This window comes from Caproicibacter fermentans (assembly GCF_009746625.1).
Taxonomy (GTDB): Bacteria; Bacillota; Clostridia; order Oscillospirales; family Acutalibacteraceae; genus Caproicibacter; species Caproicibacter fermentans.
Genome location: NZ_VWXL01000053.1, coordinates 123,104 through 138,997, shown reverse-complemented (window position 1 = coordinate 138,997; position 15,894 = coordinate 123,104). Strand labels below are relative to the sequence as shown.

The following is a 15,894-nucleotide window of genomic DNA, read 5'->3' as shown; positions in this document are numbered from 1 at the left end:
TAATTCCTTATAATTCCTTTCAACTGATAACATTTTCCAGGAAATGATAAAATAGTGTAAAAAGGGGATGGACTTGTGATTAAGCTTCTGGACCATGAAAAAATTGATTTAAAGGCATTGGAAATCACAGACATTGTGGACATTGTCCTGTTGCAAAAATTTCAGGATAATTTCGCCAAAGGGATGAATTGCGCGAGCGTCACGGTTGACCGCGGCGGGAATCCGGTCACCCAACCCAGCTCTTACACAAAGTTCTGCACCGAATTTATACATAAATCCACAATCGGAGACAGACGCTGTGCGGAATCCCATCATCAAATGGGCTTAGAAGCCGCCAAAACCGGACGCCCCTGTATCGGCAACTGCCACGCCGGTCTGATCGATTTTGCGGCTCCCGTCATGGTGGGCGGCGAGCTTGTCGGCACCGTGCTCGGAGGGCAGTGCCTTGCCGGCAGCCCGGATGAAGAAATATACCGAAAGACCGCGCAGGAAATCGGAGTTAGCGAAGACGGGCTGGTGAACGCCGTTCATGAAATCGAAGCGACCAAATCCGAACGCATCTCGGCGGCGGCAGAAGTACTCTTTATTGTCGTAAATTCCCTCGCGCAAAGCGGCTACACAAGGCTGCAGCTGGAAACGATCGCAAAAAGACTTGCCGGCAAATTTGTTGAAATTTCCGCCACCTTGGAAGAACTCGCATCGTCTTCACAAAGTATTATGGGCGAGCAGGAAGATTTAAATCAGGAAATTGCACAGATAGGAAAATTTAATGCCGAAATCGGAAATATTCTTACGCTGATCAACAAAATAGCGATGAATACGAAAATCCTCGGCATCAACTCTTCCATCGAGGCGGCCCACGCGGGCGAATCGGGCGTAGGCTTTGCGGTCGTAGCCAGAGAGATCAAAAATCTTTCGGATAATTCCAAAGAAACAGCCAATGAAATTTCTTTGCTGACGGAAAAAATCAAAAAATCCATCAGCGAAACGGTAACCCATTCCGAAGTGACCCTGAGCACATCTCACGAGCAGGCAAAAGCGCTGGAGGACGTCTCCAACGCGGTCCAGCAGATCGTCCATCTTGCGGATGAACTGGACAACATGCTGAAAGACAAGGACGAACTCTAAATTTCCATAAAACAAGGATGCGCCGCACGGCCAAACAGCCGCGCGGCGTTCTTTTCGTCAGCCTTCTTTTACAATTTTCTCAAGGCAGTGAATCAGATCCTGAAGGCTGCGGATCTGAACATTCTGCTTCATGATCTCCGATTTCAAATCCTCTGACAGAGAATTAAATCGATCCTTCATTTTTGGGTCAATTTCAGTCATAAACACGATCACCCCGTCGATTAGCATTTCCCTTTCTTCAGAGAAAAACCATAAATCGGAGCGATCGCCTCCCAAAATAAAAATATTACATCCCGTGCTTTACGCGATCCCGCTCCTCGGCGCGTTTGGCGTTGTTCCAGCGGTCCATGGTCCCGACCAGATACCCTGTGATCCGGCGGATCCTCTCAAACGGAACCTGCTCCAGCTCATAGGACAGGTTCACATAGTCGCCGTCCGGCTCAATCCGCAGGGATTTGATGACTCTGCCCGGATTCTTCTGATTGACATACTGAATATAGTTATTGACCTCTGATTCTGCCAATCCATTCCCGGTAACCGTTACATTCGTCTGCATCTTCAAACAGCCTTCTTTCTTAATCTGTTTTCATATCATACAATATATTGACTGAATCGTCAATAGTAAATCTATATATAGTTTAACAATCTGCCGTACAAGCCCAAGGCTCCGGTCCATCCTGCCGGCCTTCGCCTAAAATTTACGAAAACTTAACGTTGTGAAACAAAATTTATGGTATGATATGGCTCTATGATTAGCCCAACTGACGCAAACTGTAACGACGATCCAATGATCAGCATCATAGTGAATTACATCCGGCCAAATTACAAAGCCCCGCGAGGTTTTGCTCTCGTCGTCGAGACGGACAGCCAAAGCTTGCTGATAACAACCGAAACGGGCAATTTTACTGAGGAGGGATTTGGTGGTCAAAAGAGCCCTGAAATCCGCCATCGGCGTCAGCCTTGGGGTAGCGATTGGCGGCACCGTTCTGCCCAGGCTTTTGCGCCCATGGTTTTACAACAATACCTATCCGCCCCTGTGGATTCATGCACTGCTAAATTTCAGTTTCGCTTACGCCACATGTTTTTTGATAGATCTTTTCGCTGAGTGGATCAAATCAAAAAGGAAAAGCTGAGGTTGAGGCTGCATCAAAAGGAGGGCCGTACCCGTTTATGCGGGTACGGCCCTCTCGCTGCATTGTTATGGAAATCAGTCTTTTGCTTTTGTCGCAACTTCTTCCGAAGCCTTTTTCACGAATTCAGAGAGGCTCATGGCGCCCAGGTCGCCGCTCTTGCGGCTGCGAACGGAAATTTCCCCGGTCTGAGCTTCCTTTTCGCCGATTACGAGCATGTAAGGAATTTTTTGAAGCTGCGCTTCGCGAATCTTGTAGCCGATTTTTTCATTGCGCGTGTCAAGTTCCATCCGCAGGCCCGCCGCGGCCAGCTCATCGGCCACCTTCCGGGCATATTCCTGCGTGCCGTCCGAAATCGGAAGCACCTTGACCTGAACCGGAGCGAGCCACAGCGGGAACGCTCCTGCATAATGCTCCGTCAAAATTCCGATAAACCGCTCGATACTTCCGAAAATAACGCGGTGAATCATAACCGGGCGGTGCTTTTCGCCGTCGGCGCCGGTATAGGTCAGGTCGAACCGCTCTGGCATCTGGAAATCAAGCTGAATCGTGCCGCACTGCCAGGTTCTTCCGATGGAGTCACGCAGATGGAAATCGATCTTCGGGCCGTAAAACGCGCCGTCGCCCTCGTTGACAACATAGAGCTTTCCGTTCGCTTTCAAGGCGTGAATCAGCGCGTCCGTCGCCATATTCCACTGTTCGTCGGTTCCCATGGAATCTTTCGGGCGCGTGGAAAGTTCCAGATTGTATTCAAAGCCGAACACCTTGTAAAAGCTGTCAATCAGGTCCATCACACCGAGGATTTCGCTTTCGATCTGTTCCGGCGTCATAAAGATGTGAGCGTCGTCCTGGGTAAAGCAGCGAACGCGCATCAGGCCGTGCAGAGCGCCGGAAAGCTCGTGCCGATGCACCAGTCCCAGCTCCGCCACGCGCTCCGGAAGGTCGCGGTAGGAATGCAGCTTGCGCTTATAAACCAGCATTCCGCCAGGGCAGTTCATCGGCTTGATGCAGTAATCCCCGTCGTCGATCTTTGTCGTGTACATGTTGTCCTTATAATGATCCCAGTGCCCGGAGCGAAGCCAGAGGTCTTTGCTCAGGATGATTGGGGTGCGAATCTCCTGATACCCGTGCTTCGCGTGCTCCTCGCGCCAGAAGTTTTCAAGCAAGTTGCGCAGGACCATGCCCTTCGGCAGAAAGAACGGGAAGCCGGGGCCCTCGTCGTAAATATCGAACAGATCAAGGTCGCGTCCCAGCTTGCGGTGGTCACGCTTTTTCGCTTCCTCCATCATCGTCAGGTACGCGTCGAGTTCGGAGGCTTTCGGGAACGAAATGCCGTAAACCCTTTGCAGCATCTTATTGTTTTTGTCCGCGCGCCAGTAGGCGCCGGTGCAGTTGGTCAGCTTGACCGCCTTGACCTGACCGGTTGTCATCAGGTGCGGGCCGGCGCACAGGTCGACGTAATCGCCCTGCCGGTAAAAACTGATTTTTTCTCCCTTACCGGAATGTTCCCTGATCAGCTCCACCTTGTAAATCTGGTTTTCCTTTTCCATCAGTTCGATCGCTTCATCCGGGTCCAGCTCGAACCTCTCAAGCGGCAAATTCTGCTTGATGATTTTTTTCATTTCGGCCTCAATGGCGGTGAGATCCTCCGGGGTCAGCGTGCGGGGCAGATCAAAATCATAGTAAAAGCCGTTTTCAATCGCGGGGCCGATGGCAAAGCCCGCCTCCGGGAACAGGTGCTTCACCGCCTGCGCCATGATGTGGGAGGTGGTGTGCCAGTAAGCGCGTTTTCCCTCGGCGTCGTCAAACGTCAGAATCTCCAGGCTGCAGTCGCCGTTCAGCGGCGTGCGCAGATCAACCGTTTTTCCGTCGATTTTTCCGGCGCACGCGGCCTTATAAAGCCCGGCGCCGATGGATTTCGCAACCTCAGCAACGGTTGTTCCGCTTTCATAGTCGCGAAGGTCGCCTTTTAAACTGACATGAATCATCGTGTTACACTCCTTTGAAAAATAAAAAAAGCCCCGCCCCAAATCCTGGGGCAGGGTATTGATCCTGCGGTTCCACCCAATTCGGCAAAAGTCATGCTCCTGCCCTCCTTGCGGCCCGATAACGGCGGCAGCCGGCGCACCTTTTGCTATTTTCGCTTCGGTGTACACTCGGAGGCGGTAGTCTTCGTCCATCCTGCTGCATACGCTTTCAGCTCATAGCGCACGCTCTCTGAAGCGGGGTCCCGGACGAGGCTTCCTCGTCAACATTTTCGGCTTTTTCAGTTTTCATAAATCTATGAATAAAAGATCTTTTGTAATGATTATTATAGTAACACCTTATGCATAAAATGTCAACGTGGCATCCGCATTTCCGAATGATACTGCGATCATTTTGCAGCATGTCCTAAATTATGAAAACCCAGGAAGCATTTCTAAGCAAATTTCTTGACAGACCGGCATGGAAAGTAATACAATTATTTTCATGATGCAATATTTTGCATTTTATGGGATAACGCACCCATGATACCCAATTTCTATGATTTATTAAATTTTTATTATGAAGAAAAGGAAAAGGAGGTGCCAAAATTTGACTGTTACTCTCATTACCTGTATTATCGCTGTCGTCGCAGCCGCCGCCGTGGCCGCGGTTATTTCCTTCCTCGGGGGGGTCGCTCACCGCAAAAAGATTGCGGAATATACCATCGGTTCGGCGGAACAGGAAGCAAAGCGGATAGTAAGCGATGCGATCAAGACGGCGGAAGCGAAGAAAAAGGAAGCAATTCTGGAGGGGAAAGATGAAATCCACCGCCAAAGGACGGAATCCGAGCGCGAACTGAATGAGCGCCGGAAAGAAATACAGCGGCAGGAACGCCGCATTCAGCAAAAGGAAGAGACACTTGACAAAAAGACGGAAAGTCTGGAGGCCAAGGATGAAATCCTGAACAATAAGCTGAAACACGCGGAGGAACGCCTCGGCGAAGCGGAAGCTTTGAAAAAGAGTCAGTTTGAAATGCTGGAACGGATTTCGGGTTTCACCAAGGATCAGGCAAAGGATTATCTTCTGAACAATCTTGAAAATGAGTTAACTCATGAAAAGGCTGTCAAATTGATGGAATTCGATCAGCAGACGAGGGAAGAATCGGAAAAAACCGCACGGGAGATTATTTCGACCGCAATTCAGCGCTGCGCCGCGGACCATGTAGCGGAAGCCACCATCTCCGTCGTACCGCTGCCGAATGACGAAATGAAGGGCAGGATTATCGGCCGCGAGGGAAGGAATATCCGCGCGATCGAGACCATGACCGGCGTTGACCTGATTATTGACGACACGCCGGAAGCGATTACTTTGTCCTGTTTCGAACCGGTCCGCCGCGAAGTGGCGCGCATCGCCCTGGAACACCTGATCGCAGACGGAAGAATCCATCCCGCGCGGATTGAAGAAACAATCGAAAAGGCTCGTCGAGAGGTGGACGCCACCATTAAGCAGGAAGGCGAGCACGCCGTGATTGAAGCCGGCGTCAACGGCGTACACCCTGAACTTGTTAAGCTGCTGGGACGGCTGCGTTACCGCACCAGCTACGGCCAGAATGTTTTGAACCATTCCCTTGAAGTCGCCTATCTTGCCGGCATGATGGCAAGCGAACTCGGGCTGGACCCAACCGTTGCGCGCAGAGCCGGTCTGCTGCATGATATCGGCAAAGCGCTGGATCATGAAATCGAAGGTTCCCATGTCGACATCGGCGTCGATATGGCTCGCAAATATAAGGAAAGCGACGCGGTGGTACACGCGATACAGGCCCATCACGGAGATGTTGAAGCCAAAACGATCGTCGCCTGTCTGGTTCAGGCCGCCGACGCAATCAGCGCGGCCCGCCCGGGGGCAAGGCGTGAAAACCTGGAGAACTACATTAAGCGCCTGGAAAAACTGGAGGCCGTTGCCTCCTCGTTTGACGGGGTCGACCGGAGTTACGCCATTCAGGCGGGCCGCGAAATCAGAATCATGGTAAAACCGGAATCCGTCGGCGATGACAAAATGGTGCTTCTGGCACGGGATATCTGTAAAAAAATCGAAAGTGATTTGGAATATCCGGGCCAGATAAAGGTTACCATAATCCGTGAGAGCAGAGCGATTGAATACGCAAAATGAAATTTCATCCGTCAGCTGAAGCTGCGGTGCAGACTCTGGCACAGGAGGAACGTCTCTCCTGTTCAAACATTTGGAACGAAAGGGGAACAGAGTGCTGTTCCCTCTTTTTTATCCATCTTTGGGGGTAATCAAGTGAATATATTGGCAATCGGAGACGTGGTCGGCAGCATCGGCTGCAATTTTCTGCGCAGTCATCTGCCGGCCGTCAAAAAGATGAAAGGGATCGATCTGGTCATCGCGAACGGGGAAAACTCCGCCGACGGCAACGGACTGACCCCCGCGTCCGTTCATCATCTGTTCGACAGCGGCGTGGATGTCATTACATCAGGCAACCACAGCTTCCGCCGCAGGGAGAGCTACGATCTTTACGATTCCTGCCCGGCCCTGCTCCGCCCCGCGAATTTCCCCTCGTCCGCGCCCGGAAAGGGTTTTGAAGTCATCGATCTCGGGCGGATTCAGGTAGGCGTTCTGAATCTGATCGGCGTTGTTTACATGGAAAGCATGGAATCCCCCTTCGACGCGGCCGACCGGATTCTCTCGGCGGGCGTGCCGAAAATCACACTGGTTGATTTTCATGCCGAGGCGACCGGAGAAAAACGTTCTCTTGCCTATTACCTAGACGGCCGCGTTACGGCGGTTTTCGGCACGCATACCCATGTGCAAACCGCAGATGAAACCATTCTCCCCGGCGGCACGGGGTATCTTTCGGATCTGGGAATGACCGGTCCGATTCAATCCGTGCTGGGGGTCAAACCGGAACTTATTATTCAGAAAATGAGGACGAAAATGCCGGTTCGTTTTGATCTGGCGGACGGCGACTGCCGGATTGACGGCGCTGTTTTTTCCATCGATGAAAAGACAGGAAAGACGATTTCCATCGAAAGGCTACAAATCTTATGATAAAGTTTGGCTATATTGCTGTCTAAATTTAGATTTTATAATTATTTTTTATAAAATATCTTGCAAAAACTTTTTTTTCGATTTATGATGTTACTATTAAAAAAAGTTGGAGGATAGCTTATGGAAATCTTAAAAGTGTCGTCAAAATCGGCGCCTAATTCCGTTGCCGGCGCGGTTGCGGGGGTCATCCGGGAATCCGGCGCGGTGGAAATCCAGGCCGTCGGCGCCGGCGCCACCAATCAGGCTATCAAAGCCATAGCTATCGCGCGCGGTTATCTGGCACCATCGGGAATTGACGCAGTATGCACCCCGGCTTTTGCAAGCGTCACAATCGACGGCGAGGAACGCACCGCAATCAAGCTCATCGTAGAACCCCGGTAATACATGCCGATATCCTCACTTTACGTGGGGATATCTTTATTTTTCGCTTTCATTCCGGCAAATTATTAAGATTGAATCCAATGGAAGTGTATGGTATAATAGACGATATGAAACCGGATCGAACCGGCTTTTAACCGCTGTTAGAATTGAGGGAGTGCTGCCAAAGTGATAAACGGGATTGATTTAAAAAACGCTATCATATCCGGTGCAAATAATATAATCCGCTATAAAACATCGGTCGATGAACTTAACATTTTCCCTGTCCCGGATGGAGATACGGGAACCAATATGTCCATGACGATGGGCTCCGCCGCCGCGGAGCTGGCTAAAACAACGCCGAGTTCCGTCGGGGAAGTCGCAAAGATCGCCTCCGGCGCCCTTCTGCGCGGCGCGAGAGGAAATTCGGGCGTCATTCTTTCCCTGCTGTTCCGCGGATTCGCGAAAGGCGTGGAGGGGATGGAGGAAGTCGGCGGCTCCGACCTTGCCGCGGCTCTCGGCATTGGCGTGGAGGCCGCGTATAAAGCGGTCATGAAGCCGACCGAAGGCACGATTCTGACCGTTTCACGGATCGCATGCGAAGCGGGAAAGGCCGCCGCGCTTGACGGCGATGACCCCGTAGCGGTATGGGAAGCCATTTGCAGAGGAGCACAGGAAGCGCTTGCCAAAACTCCGGAGCTCCTTCCCGTTCTGAAACGCGCCGGCGTTGTCGACGCCGGGGGCAAAGGCTTGTGCCATATTTTTGACGGTATGCTGAGCGTGTTCCGCGACCACACCGTGATTTCAAACGAAACGCCGGAGGCGGAAGGCGATCAGCCCGGCAGGGACAGGACGTTGGACAGCGACTTTTTCCGCAATGCGGCCGCCGAATTCGACGAAGTGATTCATTTCACCTACTGCACTGAGTTCATTATCGGAAGGAACTCCGAATGCGCGAAAGACCCCCAGGACCTTCGCACCTACCTTGAGAGCATGGGCGACTGCGTCCTTGTTGTGGACGATGATGAAATCATCAAGGTTCACGTACACACGGAGGATCCCGGCAACGCGCTGGAAGCGGGCCTTGCCTACGGGCAGCTGCTGACGGTAAAGATTGATAATATGAAAGAGCAGCACCGGAAAAACGCCGAGGAAAACGAAGCCGCCAAAGCAAGGTCAGCGGCTCCGGAACCGGCGGAGCCGGTGGAAGAAGTCGGTTTTGTGGCGGTCGCCGCGGGCGAAGGGCTGCAAACGCTTTTTTCCGACCTTGGCTGCACTCAGGTGGTCAGCGGCGGGCAGACCATGAATCCAAGCACCGAGGAACTGATGGCCGCAGTTCTTGCGACTCCGGCGAAGACCGTCATCATTCTGCCAAATAACAAAAACATCATTCTGGCTGCTGAGCAGACCATTCCTCTGATTCAGGACCGGAAGGTGATTGTACTGCCGACCCGGACGATTCCGCAGGGCCTTTCCGCACTGCTGGCCTATAATCCGGACGGAAGCGTCGAAGTCAACACCGTCGGCATGATGGAAGCCGCGTCCGGCGTTGAGACCGGCACCGTGACGTTCGCGGCCCGCGACTCCGAATTCGGGGGAAAAAGAATCCGCGAAGGGGACACGCTGGGGTTGGTGAACGGCAAATTAAGCCTGATTGAAAAAAGCAAGGACGTGGTTCACGCCTGTTCCAAGCTGACACGCTCCATGGTGGGACGCGGAACCTCGTTTATCACGCTGATTTACGGCGCGGACGTGACGGAGGAAATGGCGAACGACGCGTATAACCGCATCAAGGCCAAAGTCAGCGGCGATATTGAAATCACCCTTGTCAACGGCGGACAGCCGGTCTACTACTTTATTGTTTCGGTTGAATGACAGCCATGCCCGCCTGATTCGGCAAAAAACGTTTTGCAGGTGGTAAAATGGCCAGCTTATACGGACAGGAAATACAAACACTGAAAGGCGTCGGCAAACGGCGCGCGGAGCTTTTTCGAAAGCTCGGCGCGCCGTCGGTCGGCGCTTTGCTGCGTCTGTACCCCCGAGCCTATGAGGACCTGAGCCACCCCTCACCCATCCGTACCGCTCCGCTGGGAACGCCCTGCGCCATCCGGGCAACCGTGATTCAGGCGCCCCGCGAGACTCGAATCCGCGGGGGAATGACGCTCTACAAGGCCCGTGCGGATGACGGGGAAAGCACTCTGGAACTAACCTTTTTCAACAACCGTTTCGTCATGAACCTGCTGCGGGAAAACGAAACCTATCTTTTTTACGGCAAAGTTACCGCTAATTTCCTCAAACGGGAGATGGCTTCGCCGGAGTTTTATCCAGCTGAATCCTGCCCCCAGGTTCTGCCCGTCTACCGCCGGACAAACGGCCTTTCCAGCCGGATGATCGGAAACGCGGTCCGCGAAGCGCTCCGTTTGCTGCCGGACCCGATCCGCGACCCGATTCCGCCGATGCTGCGAAAAGAGCATTCCCTTCCCCGCCTGGATTTCGCTCTGAAAAACATTCATTTTCCGGGCGACATGGAGTCGCTTGCGCTGGCAAGAAGACGGTTGATTTTCGAAGAGCTTTTGGTTTTGCAGCTCGGTCTTTTGAAAATCGGGGGCCGTTCCCGCTCCAGAAGCCGGTTTCAGCTTCAGAAAGACTTCACAGCGGAATTTTACAGTCTGCTGCCTTTCTCGCCCACGGAAGCCCAGAAAAGGGCCGTTCGCGAAGCAATGGCGGACCTGCTCGGCGGTTTCCCGATGAACCGCCTGATTCAGGGGGACGTCGGTTCCGGCAAGACGGCCGTGGCCGCCGCCCTGTGCCACTCCGCGATTCGAAACGGCATGCAGGCGGCCCTGATGGCCCCGACGGAAATTCTCGCGCGGCAGCACGCGCGAACGCTTTCGGCACTGCTGTCCCCCGCGGGAATCCGGGTCGGCCTTCTGACCGGCTCTCTCCCCGCCGCCGAAAAGAAGAAGCTGCGCGCCGCGCTTGCCTGCGGTGAAATCGACCTGCTGATCGGCACGCACGCGCTGATTTCGGCCGAGGTAAAATTCCTTCGGCTGGGTCTTGTGGTTACAGACGAACAGCACCGGTTCGGAGTCACCCAGCGGGCGGCGCTCGCCGCGAAAGGCGGCCGCCCCCATATGCTGATTATGAGCGCGACGCCGATTCCCCGAACGCTCGCCCTGATGATTTACGGCGATCTGGATCTTTCCGTACTGGACGAGCTGCCGCCGGGCAGGCAGAAAACGGAGACCTACGCCGTAACGCCGGATTACCGCACTCGCGTTTTCAGCTTTGTTAAAAAGCAGATTCAAAAAGGCAGGCAGTCCTACATCATCTGCCCCACGATTGAGGAGGGCGGCAGCGATATGGCAAGCGTGACGGCTTATACGGAGCTTCTGAAGAACAAATGGCTGCCGGACTGCAGAATCGCCATGCTGCACGGAAAAATGAAGCCAAAGGAAAAAGAAGCGGTGATGGATCGGTTTTCCCGGGGGGAAACCGACGTTTTGGTTTCCACCACGGTCGTGGAGGTCGGGGTCGACGTGCCGAACGCCACGGTCATGCTGGTCGAGAACGCGGAACGCTACGGCCTTTCCCAACTGCATCAGCTGCGGGGGCGCATCGGGCGCGGGACCCACGCGTCAGCCTGCATCCTGATTTCCGCGGCACAGAATGACGAGGCTCTCGCACGGCTGAAAATTATGTGCTCCACCTCCGACGGGTTCCACATCGCGGAGGAGGACCTGAAACTCCGCGGACCCGGAGACTTTTTCGGAAACCGGCAGCACGGACTTCCCGATTTGAGAATCGCGGATATGATGGCGGATATGGGCCCTTTGCAGGAAGCTCAGTCGGTCGCGAAAGAAATATTCGATTCGGATCCGGAGCTCTCCCTGCCGGAGCACCGGGGACTGCGGGCAGAAGTAAGGCAGCTCTTTGAAAACTGGACGGATTGATATTTTTAGGCTGCGTTCGAAAAAACGCGGCCTTTTTTGATAGATTTGCACGGGCGCGTGCGAATTGTAAAGATGAGCGCGCCAATTTTGCAGGGAACGGCAGAAAAGGAGATAACATGTTTGATGCAAAAAGGATTAACCGTGAAAACTTTGTGGACCGACTGAAAGCGCGGGACGAACGGGCACTGGATTACGTGATCGATTCCTACGGCGGCATGATACGGTCCATTGTGCGAAAACGCCTGTCTGCTCTGCCGAACCAGTGGGAAGAGTGCGAAAACGACATTCTACTCGCGGTCTGGAACGAGATCAGCCATTTTGACAGCACAAAAAGCAGTTTCTCCGGCTGGCTGGCGGCGGTGTGCCGGTACAAGGCCATCGACTGCCTGCGCAGAAGCATAAAATACCGGAACGAGCTTCCTCTGAATTACGAGGAACTGGATTGCTCCGCCGCACCGCAGTCGGAATCCTGCAGTGAGGTACGCGAAGCGGTCCTGGATTTGCTCCGGGAACTGCCGGAAGAGGACCGCAGGCTGTTCTGGGACTGCTATGTCTGCGAAAAACCGGCCGACCAGCTCGCGCGGGAGCGGAACATCAAGGTATCCGCCTTATATAACCGTTTGTCCCGCGGAAGAAAAAAACTGAGACAAGTTAGGGAGGTAAAACCATGAAAAACATTTACGACCTGCTTAATGATGTGCAGGAGGGAACAGAAGGATATGAAAACCCGAAGCTGAACCGTTTTGAGAAAAATAAAATGAAGAACGGGTTTCGCCGCGCGGCGGGATTCTCCGCTTCAAGGTCGAGAACCCGTTGGACGGCTGCGGCGGCGTGTCTTGTCTGCCTGATCGGATTTTCCCAGACGGCTTTCGCGAAAACCGCGGTCAGCGGAATTCTTCAGACCATCAATCTGGGGCACAATATCGTTTACCAGGAGGACCCGAACGCGGAACCTTCGAATCCGGAAATCTATGACAAAAACGGGAACCTGATCACCAGCATGCCGGAGGGCAAAAGCGTTGATATCTATGATAAAAGCGGCAAAAAGCTCGGCACTATTTCAAACGGTGACCAATCGGACAATCGCGTCACCGAAAAAGACTTAAGTAAAGCCACCGCTCAGCTTTCTTTTCAGCCTCTTCTGCCCGCGGCAATGCCCTCCGGCTACTCGTTTGATTGTGCGAAACTTTATTCAGATGAGAACGGAAAAATCAGCGGCGACTATATCGATCTGTATTATAAAAACGGAAAAAAGCAAATTTTTGTACAGGAAAGATCCAACACCCCTGAAAACGGCACGGCAACCGCCGGCACGAACGTGAAACAGCTGAAAATTAACGGACATGACGCAGCTCTGGTCGACGGTGGTTCCATTGAGTGGGAAGCCGGAAAGGCAAGTGTTTTCATTGCTACGCAAAAAAATATCTCCGAGCAGGATTTGATTTCGTTCGCGGAATCCTTTCAGCAGTCAAAGTAATTCCTGCGTTACGGAAATCGCGATGTAAGCTTAATCGAGTAGGAGGGGGCGAATAGCCCCCGGGCTCTCACACCACCGTGCGTACCGTTCGGTACACGGCGGTTCCCAGGTTTACACCTTTACAGAAGCATAGCAGTCAAGGAAGAACGTGTAGCCTGCTTTCTTAAGGCGTTCCTTTGATATAGCAAGCTTCACGATGGGGCTGTCGGCGGCACGCCGATAGCCTTTTCTCGTGTTTGCCATGATTCCTGCGTTTCTTTGGGTTACCCCGAGTTTTCGCAGGTTGCGGTATTTGTTCTTTATCGTTTTCCAGCATTTCCAGATGTACGTCCGGGGCCTCACTCGCAGCCATTCATCGATGGCTGTGAGCAGGGTTTTCATATCCGCCAGTTTGAAGTAATTCACCCATCCCGTTACGAACCGCCGGATTCGTACTTTCTTCCACTCATATCCCTTGCCGTTCAGCTGTGCGCTTCCCGCCACCGGGCGCGTTCGGGTCTTTCACCCGCTTGAGTCTGCCCATGCCGGGCACACTATTAAATGCTCCGGTTCTGCGGACCGCAGAACCGGAGCATTGCATTATTTTCTGAAGTGACGTTTTAACGGAGCTTCCCAAGCAGGAAGGATCTGCTGAAATACCGCATAATTTTTGTAGGTGACCTTTCGGTCGATATGTAAGGAGCCGAAAAACCACTTTTCGTAGCCGACCTGCTTTGTAATCTGCTCAAAAAACGCTTCGAGCTGGTTTTTCCCGCCCGCTCCGGGTTCTGCGGGAGCGGCGCCCATTCTGGGCGGCGGAGTATGCGTCACAATATAATCCACCCTTTTTCCGGCGGCCTTCAGGTTTTCCGCGCCCTCGCGCATCTCCTCCATGGTCGGCATTTCCCTCGCCCACCATCTGCCCGCTTCCATGCGGAACTGCTTCTCGGTGCTCTCGCCGCCGCCGAACGCAAAAACCTTTTTCCCCTCGATTTCATAGACCTGGCCTCGGAGAAGGTGGTACAGATTTCCGCTGATCTGCCGGACTTTTCCTCCGTTCCACTCGGAAATCGGGTAGCTTTCCAGCAGGTCGAAATTTTCATGCGCTCCGTCCAAAAACAGGATGCGGTATTTCTTTTTGCCAAGCTTTTTCAGGGCCTTCTCCTCCGCGGCTCCCCCGTCCCAAAGAAAGCCGAAGTCCCCGCAGACGATCAGCGTATCACCCGCCCTTAATCTGCGCATCTGCGGGGAATCGAAACGGCTCATTTCCCCGTGCGTATCGGCGGTTAAATAGATCATACCGGTCTCCTCCATTATTTTATTCCCAAAGGGAACGCAAAGAATCGTTTTTTATGTGGCTTAGTTCTTTATCTTTTCGGAATTGGCTGTTATACTAAAGATAAGATCAACTAAAATAAATACGCGCCTAACCGGCTTTATTATCATATCACATCGGAGGCAAAATTTCCATGAAAAAAAAGCTAGCGTCCCTGTTTTCCGTTCTGCTCGTCTGCTGCGTTCTGTTCACCGCCGTTCCCGCTCAAGCCGCGAGTTTTCCCGTCGACTTCGACACCTCCTGCGCGGCGATCGCCCTGGTGAATCTTGACACGGGAACCACCGTTTACCAGAAAAATGCGGACACCCGCAGGGAGCCGGCTTCCCTGACTAAAATTATGACCTACATCATCGTCAGCGAACATGTGAAAGATTTGCAGGGAACTCGGGTAACGGTATCCAAAGAAGTGGTCGACCGGCTGCTGGGAACAGGCAGCTCGATGTCGAACATCAGAGTGGGCAATGTGCTGACGGTTTATCAGCTGCTCAACTGCATGATGGTTCCCTCCGGAAACGACGCGGCTCTGGTCCTGGCCGATTATGTCGGAAACGGGAGCGTTGATAAATTCGTCGAGCTGATGAATGAAAAGGCGAAGGCTCTGGGCTGTAAGGGTACGCGTTTTGCAAACCCGCACGGGCTGCATAACGACCAGCACTACACAACCGCGAACGATCTGGTGAAAATTACCCGCTGCGCGATGAGCCTGCCCTACTTTATGCAGATCTGCTCCCAGACACGCTATACCTACAAGCCTGTCGGCGGGCCGGACGCGGGGAAGCAGATGCCGACGCTTTCCACGACAAACCTTCTCATCGACAAGAACGCCCTCGGCGGGAAATATTTCTACACCTACGCAAAAGGCATCAAAACCGGACATACGGACGAGGCGGGCTACTGCCTGATTTCGACCGCTTCCGCCTATGGCTACACCTATCTCTGCGTAGCGCTGGGGGCGCCTTCCGTCGACGCCAACGGCAAAGCGGTCACGGCGCGCGGCGAAATGCTCGACAGCGCGGCCCTCTACCGTTGGGCGCTGACAAAGCTGGAACTGAAAAAAATCGTCGGAACCGACCAGTCCCTGGGGGAAGTCAAGCTGAACTACGCCTGGCAAAAGGACAGCCTGCTGCTTTCAGCGGAAAAAAGCTTTTCCGCTATCCTGCCGAAGGACGTCTCTTCGAGCAGCATTATCATCAATAAAACCATCCCGGACCATGTGGACGCGCCGGTGAAAAAGGGAGATGTTATCGGCAAGGCAACGCTCAAATACGCCGACCAGACGCTTGCCACCATCAACCTGGTCGCGTCCGAATCGGTCGAGCGAAGCGAGCTGCTGCACATGACCGACGTGGTGAAGTCGATTTTCACCTCCATCTGGTTCCTGATAATCGCCGCCCTGATTATTCTCCTTGTGGTCATTTATATTATCCTGACACTGATTTATAACCGAAAAAAGAAAAACATGCGCAAAGTGAAGAAATACAGAAAAATGTAATCAGCCGC

General features: G+C 53.1%; 15 protein-coding genes. 10 read left to right on the top strand and 5 right to left on the bottom strand.

Going from position 1 to position 15,894, the window contains the following annotated elements:
- Positions 1 to 75: 75 nt before the first annotated feature.
- Complete coding sequence (locus CAFE_RS10200) at positions 76 to 1,128, top strand: PocR ligand-binding domain-containing protein (protein WP_187037219.1); 1,053 nt, start codon at positions 76 to 78, stop codon at positions 1,126 to 1,128.
- A gap of 57 nt (positions 1,129 to 1,185) precedes the next feature.
- On the opposite strand, the gene CAFE_RS10195 is transcribed toward CAFE_RS10200, so the two are convergent.
- Positions 1,186 to 1,329 (bottom strand): molecular chaperone GroEL, encoded by a 144-nt coding sequence (locus CAFE_RS10195; RefSeq protein WP_066650120.1) that lies wholly within the window; start codon positions 1,327 to 1,329, stop codon positions 1,186 to 1,188.
- Between the two features lie 85 nt (positions 1,330 to 1,414).
- Complete coding sequence (gene nrdD, locus CAFE_RS10190; RefSeq protein WP_066649957.1) at positions 1,415 to 1,684, bottom strand: anaerobic ribonucleoside-triphosphate reductase; 270 nt, start codon at positions 1,682 to 1,684, stop codon at positions 1,415 to 1,417.
- A gap of 364 nt (positions 1,685 to 2,048) precedes the next feature.
- Between nrdD and CAFE_RS10185 the strand changes: the two genes are divergently transcribed.
- On the top strand, positions 2,049 to 2,261 hold the full coding sequence (locus CAFE_RS10185; protein WP_066649955.1) for a hypothetical protein: 213 nt from the start codon (positions 2,049 to 2,051) through the stop codon (positions 2,259 to 2,261).
- Positions 2,262 to 2,335: 74 nt separating this feature from the next.
- On the opposite strand, the gene thrS is transcribed toward CAFE_RS10185, so the two are convergent.
- Entirely contained in the window at positions 2,336 to 4,246 is a 1,911-nt protein-coding gene (thrS, locus tag CAFE_RS10180) for a threonine--tRNA ligase (protein ID WP_156990574.1), read from the bottom strand.
- A 556-nt stretch (positions 4,247 to 4,802) separates the two neighbouring features.
- On the opposite strand from thrS, the gene rny reads away from it, so the two are divergent.
- The 7 genes from rny to CAFE_RS10145 all read left to right on the top strand — a co-directional run bounded on the left by rny (position 4,803) and on the right by CAFE_RS10145 (position 13,079).
- Entirely contained in the window at positions 4,803 to 6,392 is a 1,590-nt protein-coding gene (gene rny, locus CAFE_RS10175) for a ribonuclease Y (RefSeq protein ID WP_066649948.1), read from the top strand.
- Positions 6,393 to 6,524: 132 nt separating this feature from the next.
- Entirely contained in the window at positions 6,525 to 7,292 is a 768-nt protein-coding gene (locus CAFE_RS10170) for a TIGR00282 family metallophosphoesterase (RefSeq protein ID WP_187037224.1), read from the top strand.
- Between the two features lie 120 nt (positions 7,293 to 7,412).
- On the top strand, positions 7,413 to 7,673 hold the full coding sequence (locus CAFE_RS10165; protein WP_066649941.1) for a stage V sporulation protein S: 261 nt from the start codon (positions 7,413 to 7,415) through the stop codon (positions 7,671 to 7,673).
- Positions 7,674 to 7,838: 165 nt separating this feature from the next.
- Positions 7,839 to 9,524, top strand: coding sequence for a DAK2 domain-containing protein (locus CAFE_RS10160; RefSeq protein WP_066649940.1), 1,686 nt, complete (start codon positions 7,839 to 7,841; stop codon positions 9,522 to 9,524).
- 47 nt (positions 9,525 to 9,571) lie between these two features.
- Complete coding sequence (gene recG, locus CAFE_RS10155; protein ID WP_156990573.1) at positions 9,572 to 11,602, top strand: ATP-dependent DNA helicase RecG; 2,031 nt, start codon at positions 9,572 to 9,574, stop codon at positions 11,600 to 11,602.
- Positions 11,603 to 11,718: 116 nt separating this feature from the next.
- Positions 11,719 to 12,273, top strand: a complete 555-nt coding sequence (locus CAFE_RS10150; protein WP_066649938.1) for a sigma-70 family RNA polymerase sigma factor — start codon at positions 11,719 to 11,721, stop codon at positions 12,271 to 12,273.
- On the top strand, positions 12,270 to 13,079 hold the full coding sequence (locus tag CAFE_RS10145; protein WP_156990572.1) for a DUF4367 domain-containing protein: 810 nt from the start codon (positions 12,270 to 12,272) through the stop codon (positions 13,077 to 13,079). Before CAFE_RS10150 ends, CAFE_RS10145 begins: the two co-directional genes overlap by 4 nt.
- A 111-nt stretch (positions 13,080 to 13,190) precedes the next feature.
- Here the strand turns inward: CAFE_RS10145 and CAFE_RS10140 are convergent, their stop codons facing one another.
- Both CAFE_RS10140 and CAFE_RS10135 read right to left on the bottom strand, forming a co-directional pair.
- Positions 13,191 to 13,562 carry a group II intron maturase-specific domain-containing protein gene (locus CAFE_RS10140; protein ID WP_156990571.1) on the bottom strand — a complete coding sequence of 124 codons (372 nt, stop codon included), beginning with the start codon at positions 13,560 to 13,562 and terminating at the stop codon, positions 13,191 to 13,193.
- Positions 13,563 to 13,658: 96 nt separating this feature from the next.
- Positions 13,659 to 14,357 (bottom strand): metallophosphoesterase family protein, encoded by a 699-nt coding sequence (locus CAFE_RS10135; RefSeq protein ID WP_066649925.1) that lies wholly within the window; start codon positions 14,355 to 14,357, stop codon positions 13,659 to 13,661.
- Between the two features lie 170 nt (positions 14,358 to 14,527).
- Here CAFE_RS10135 and CAFE_RS10130 point away from each other — a divergent pair, with 170 nt between their 5' ends.
- Entirely contained in the window at positions 14,528 to 15,886 is a 1,359-nt protein-coding gene (locus tag CAFE_RS10130) for a D-alanyl-D-alanine carboxypeptidase family protein (RefSeq protein WP_156990570.1), read from the top strand.
- Positions 15,887 to 15,894 lie beyond the last annotated feature (8 nt).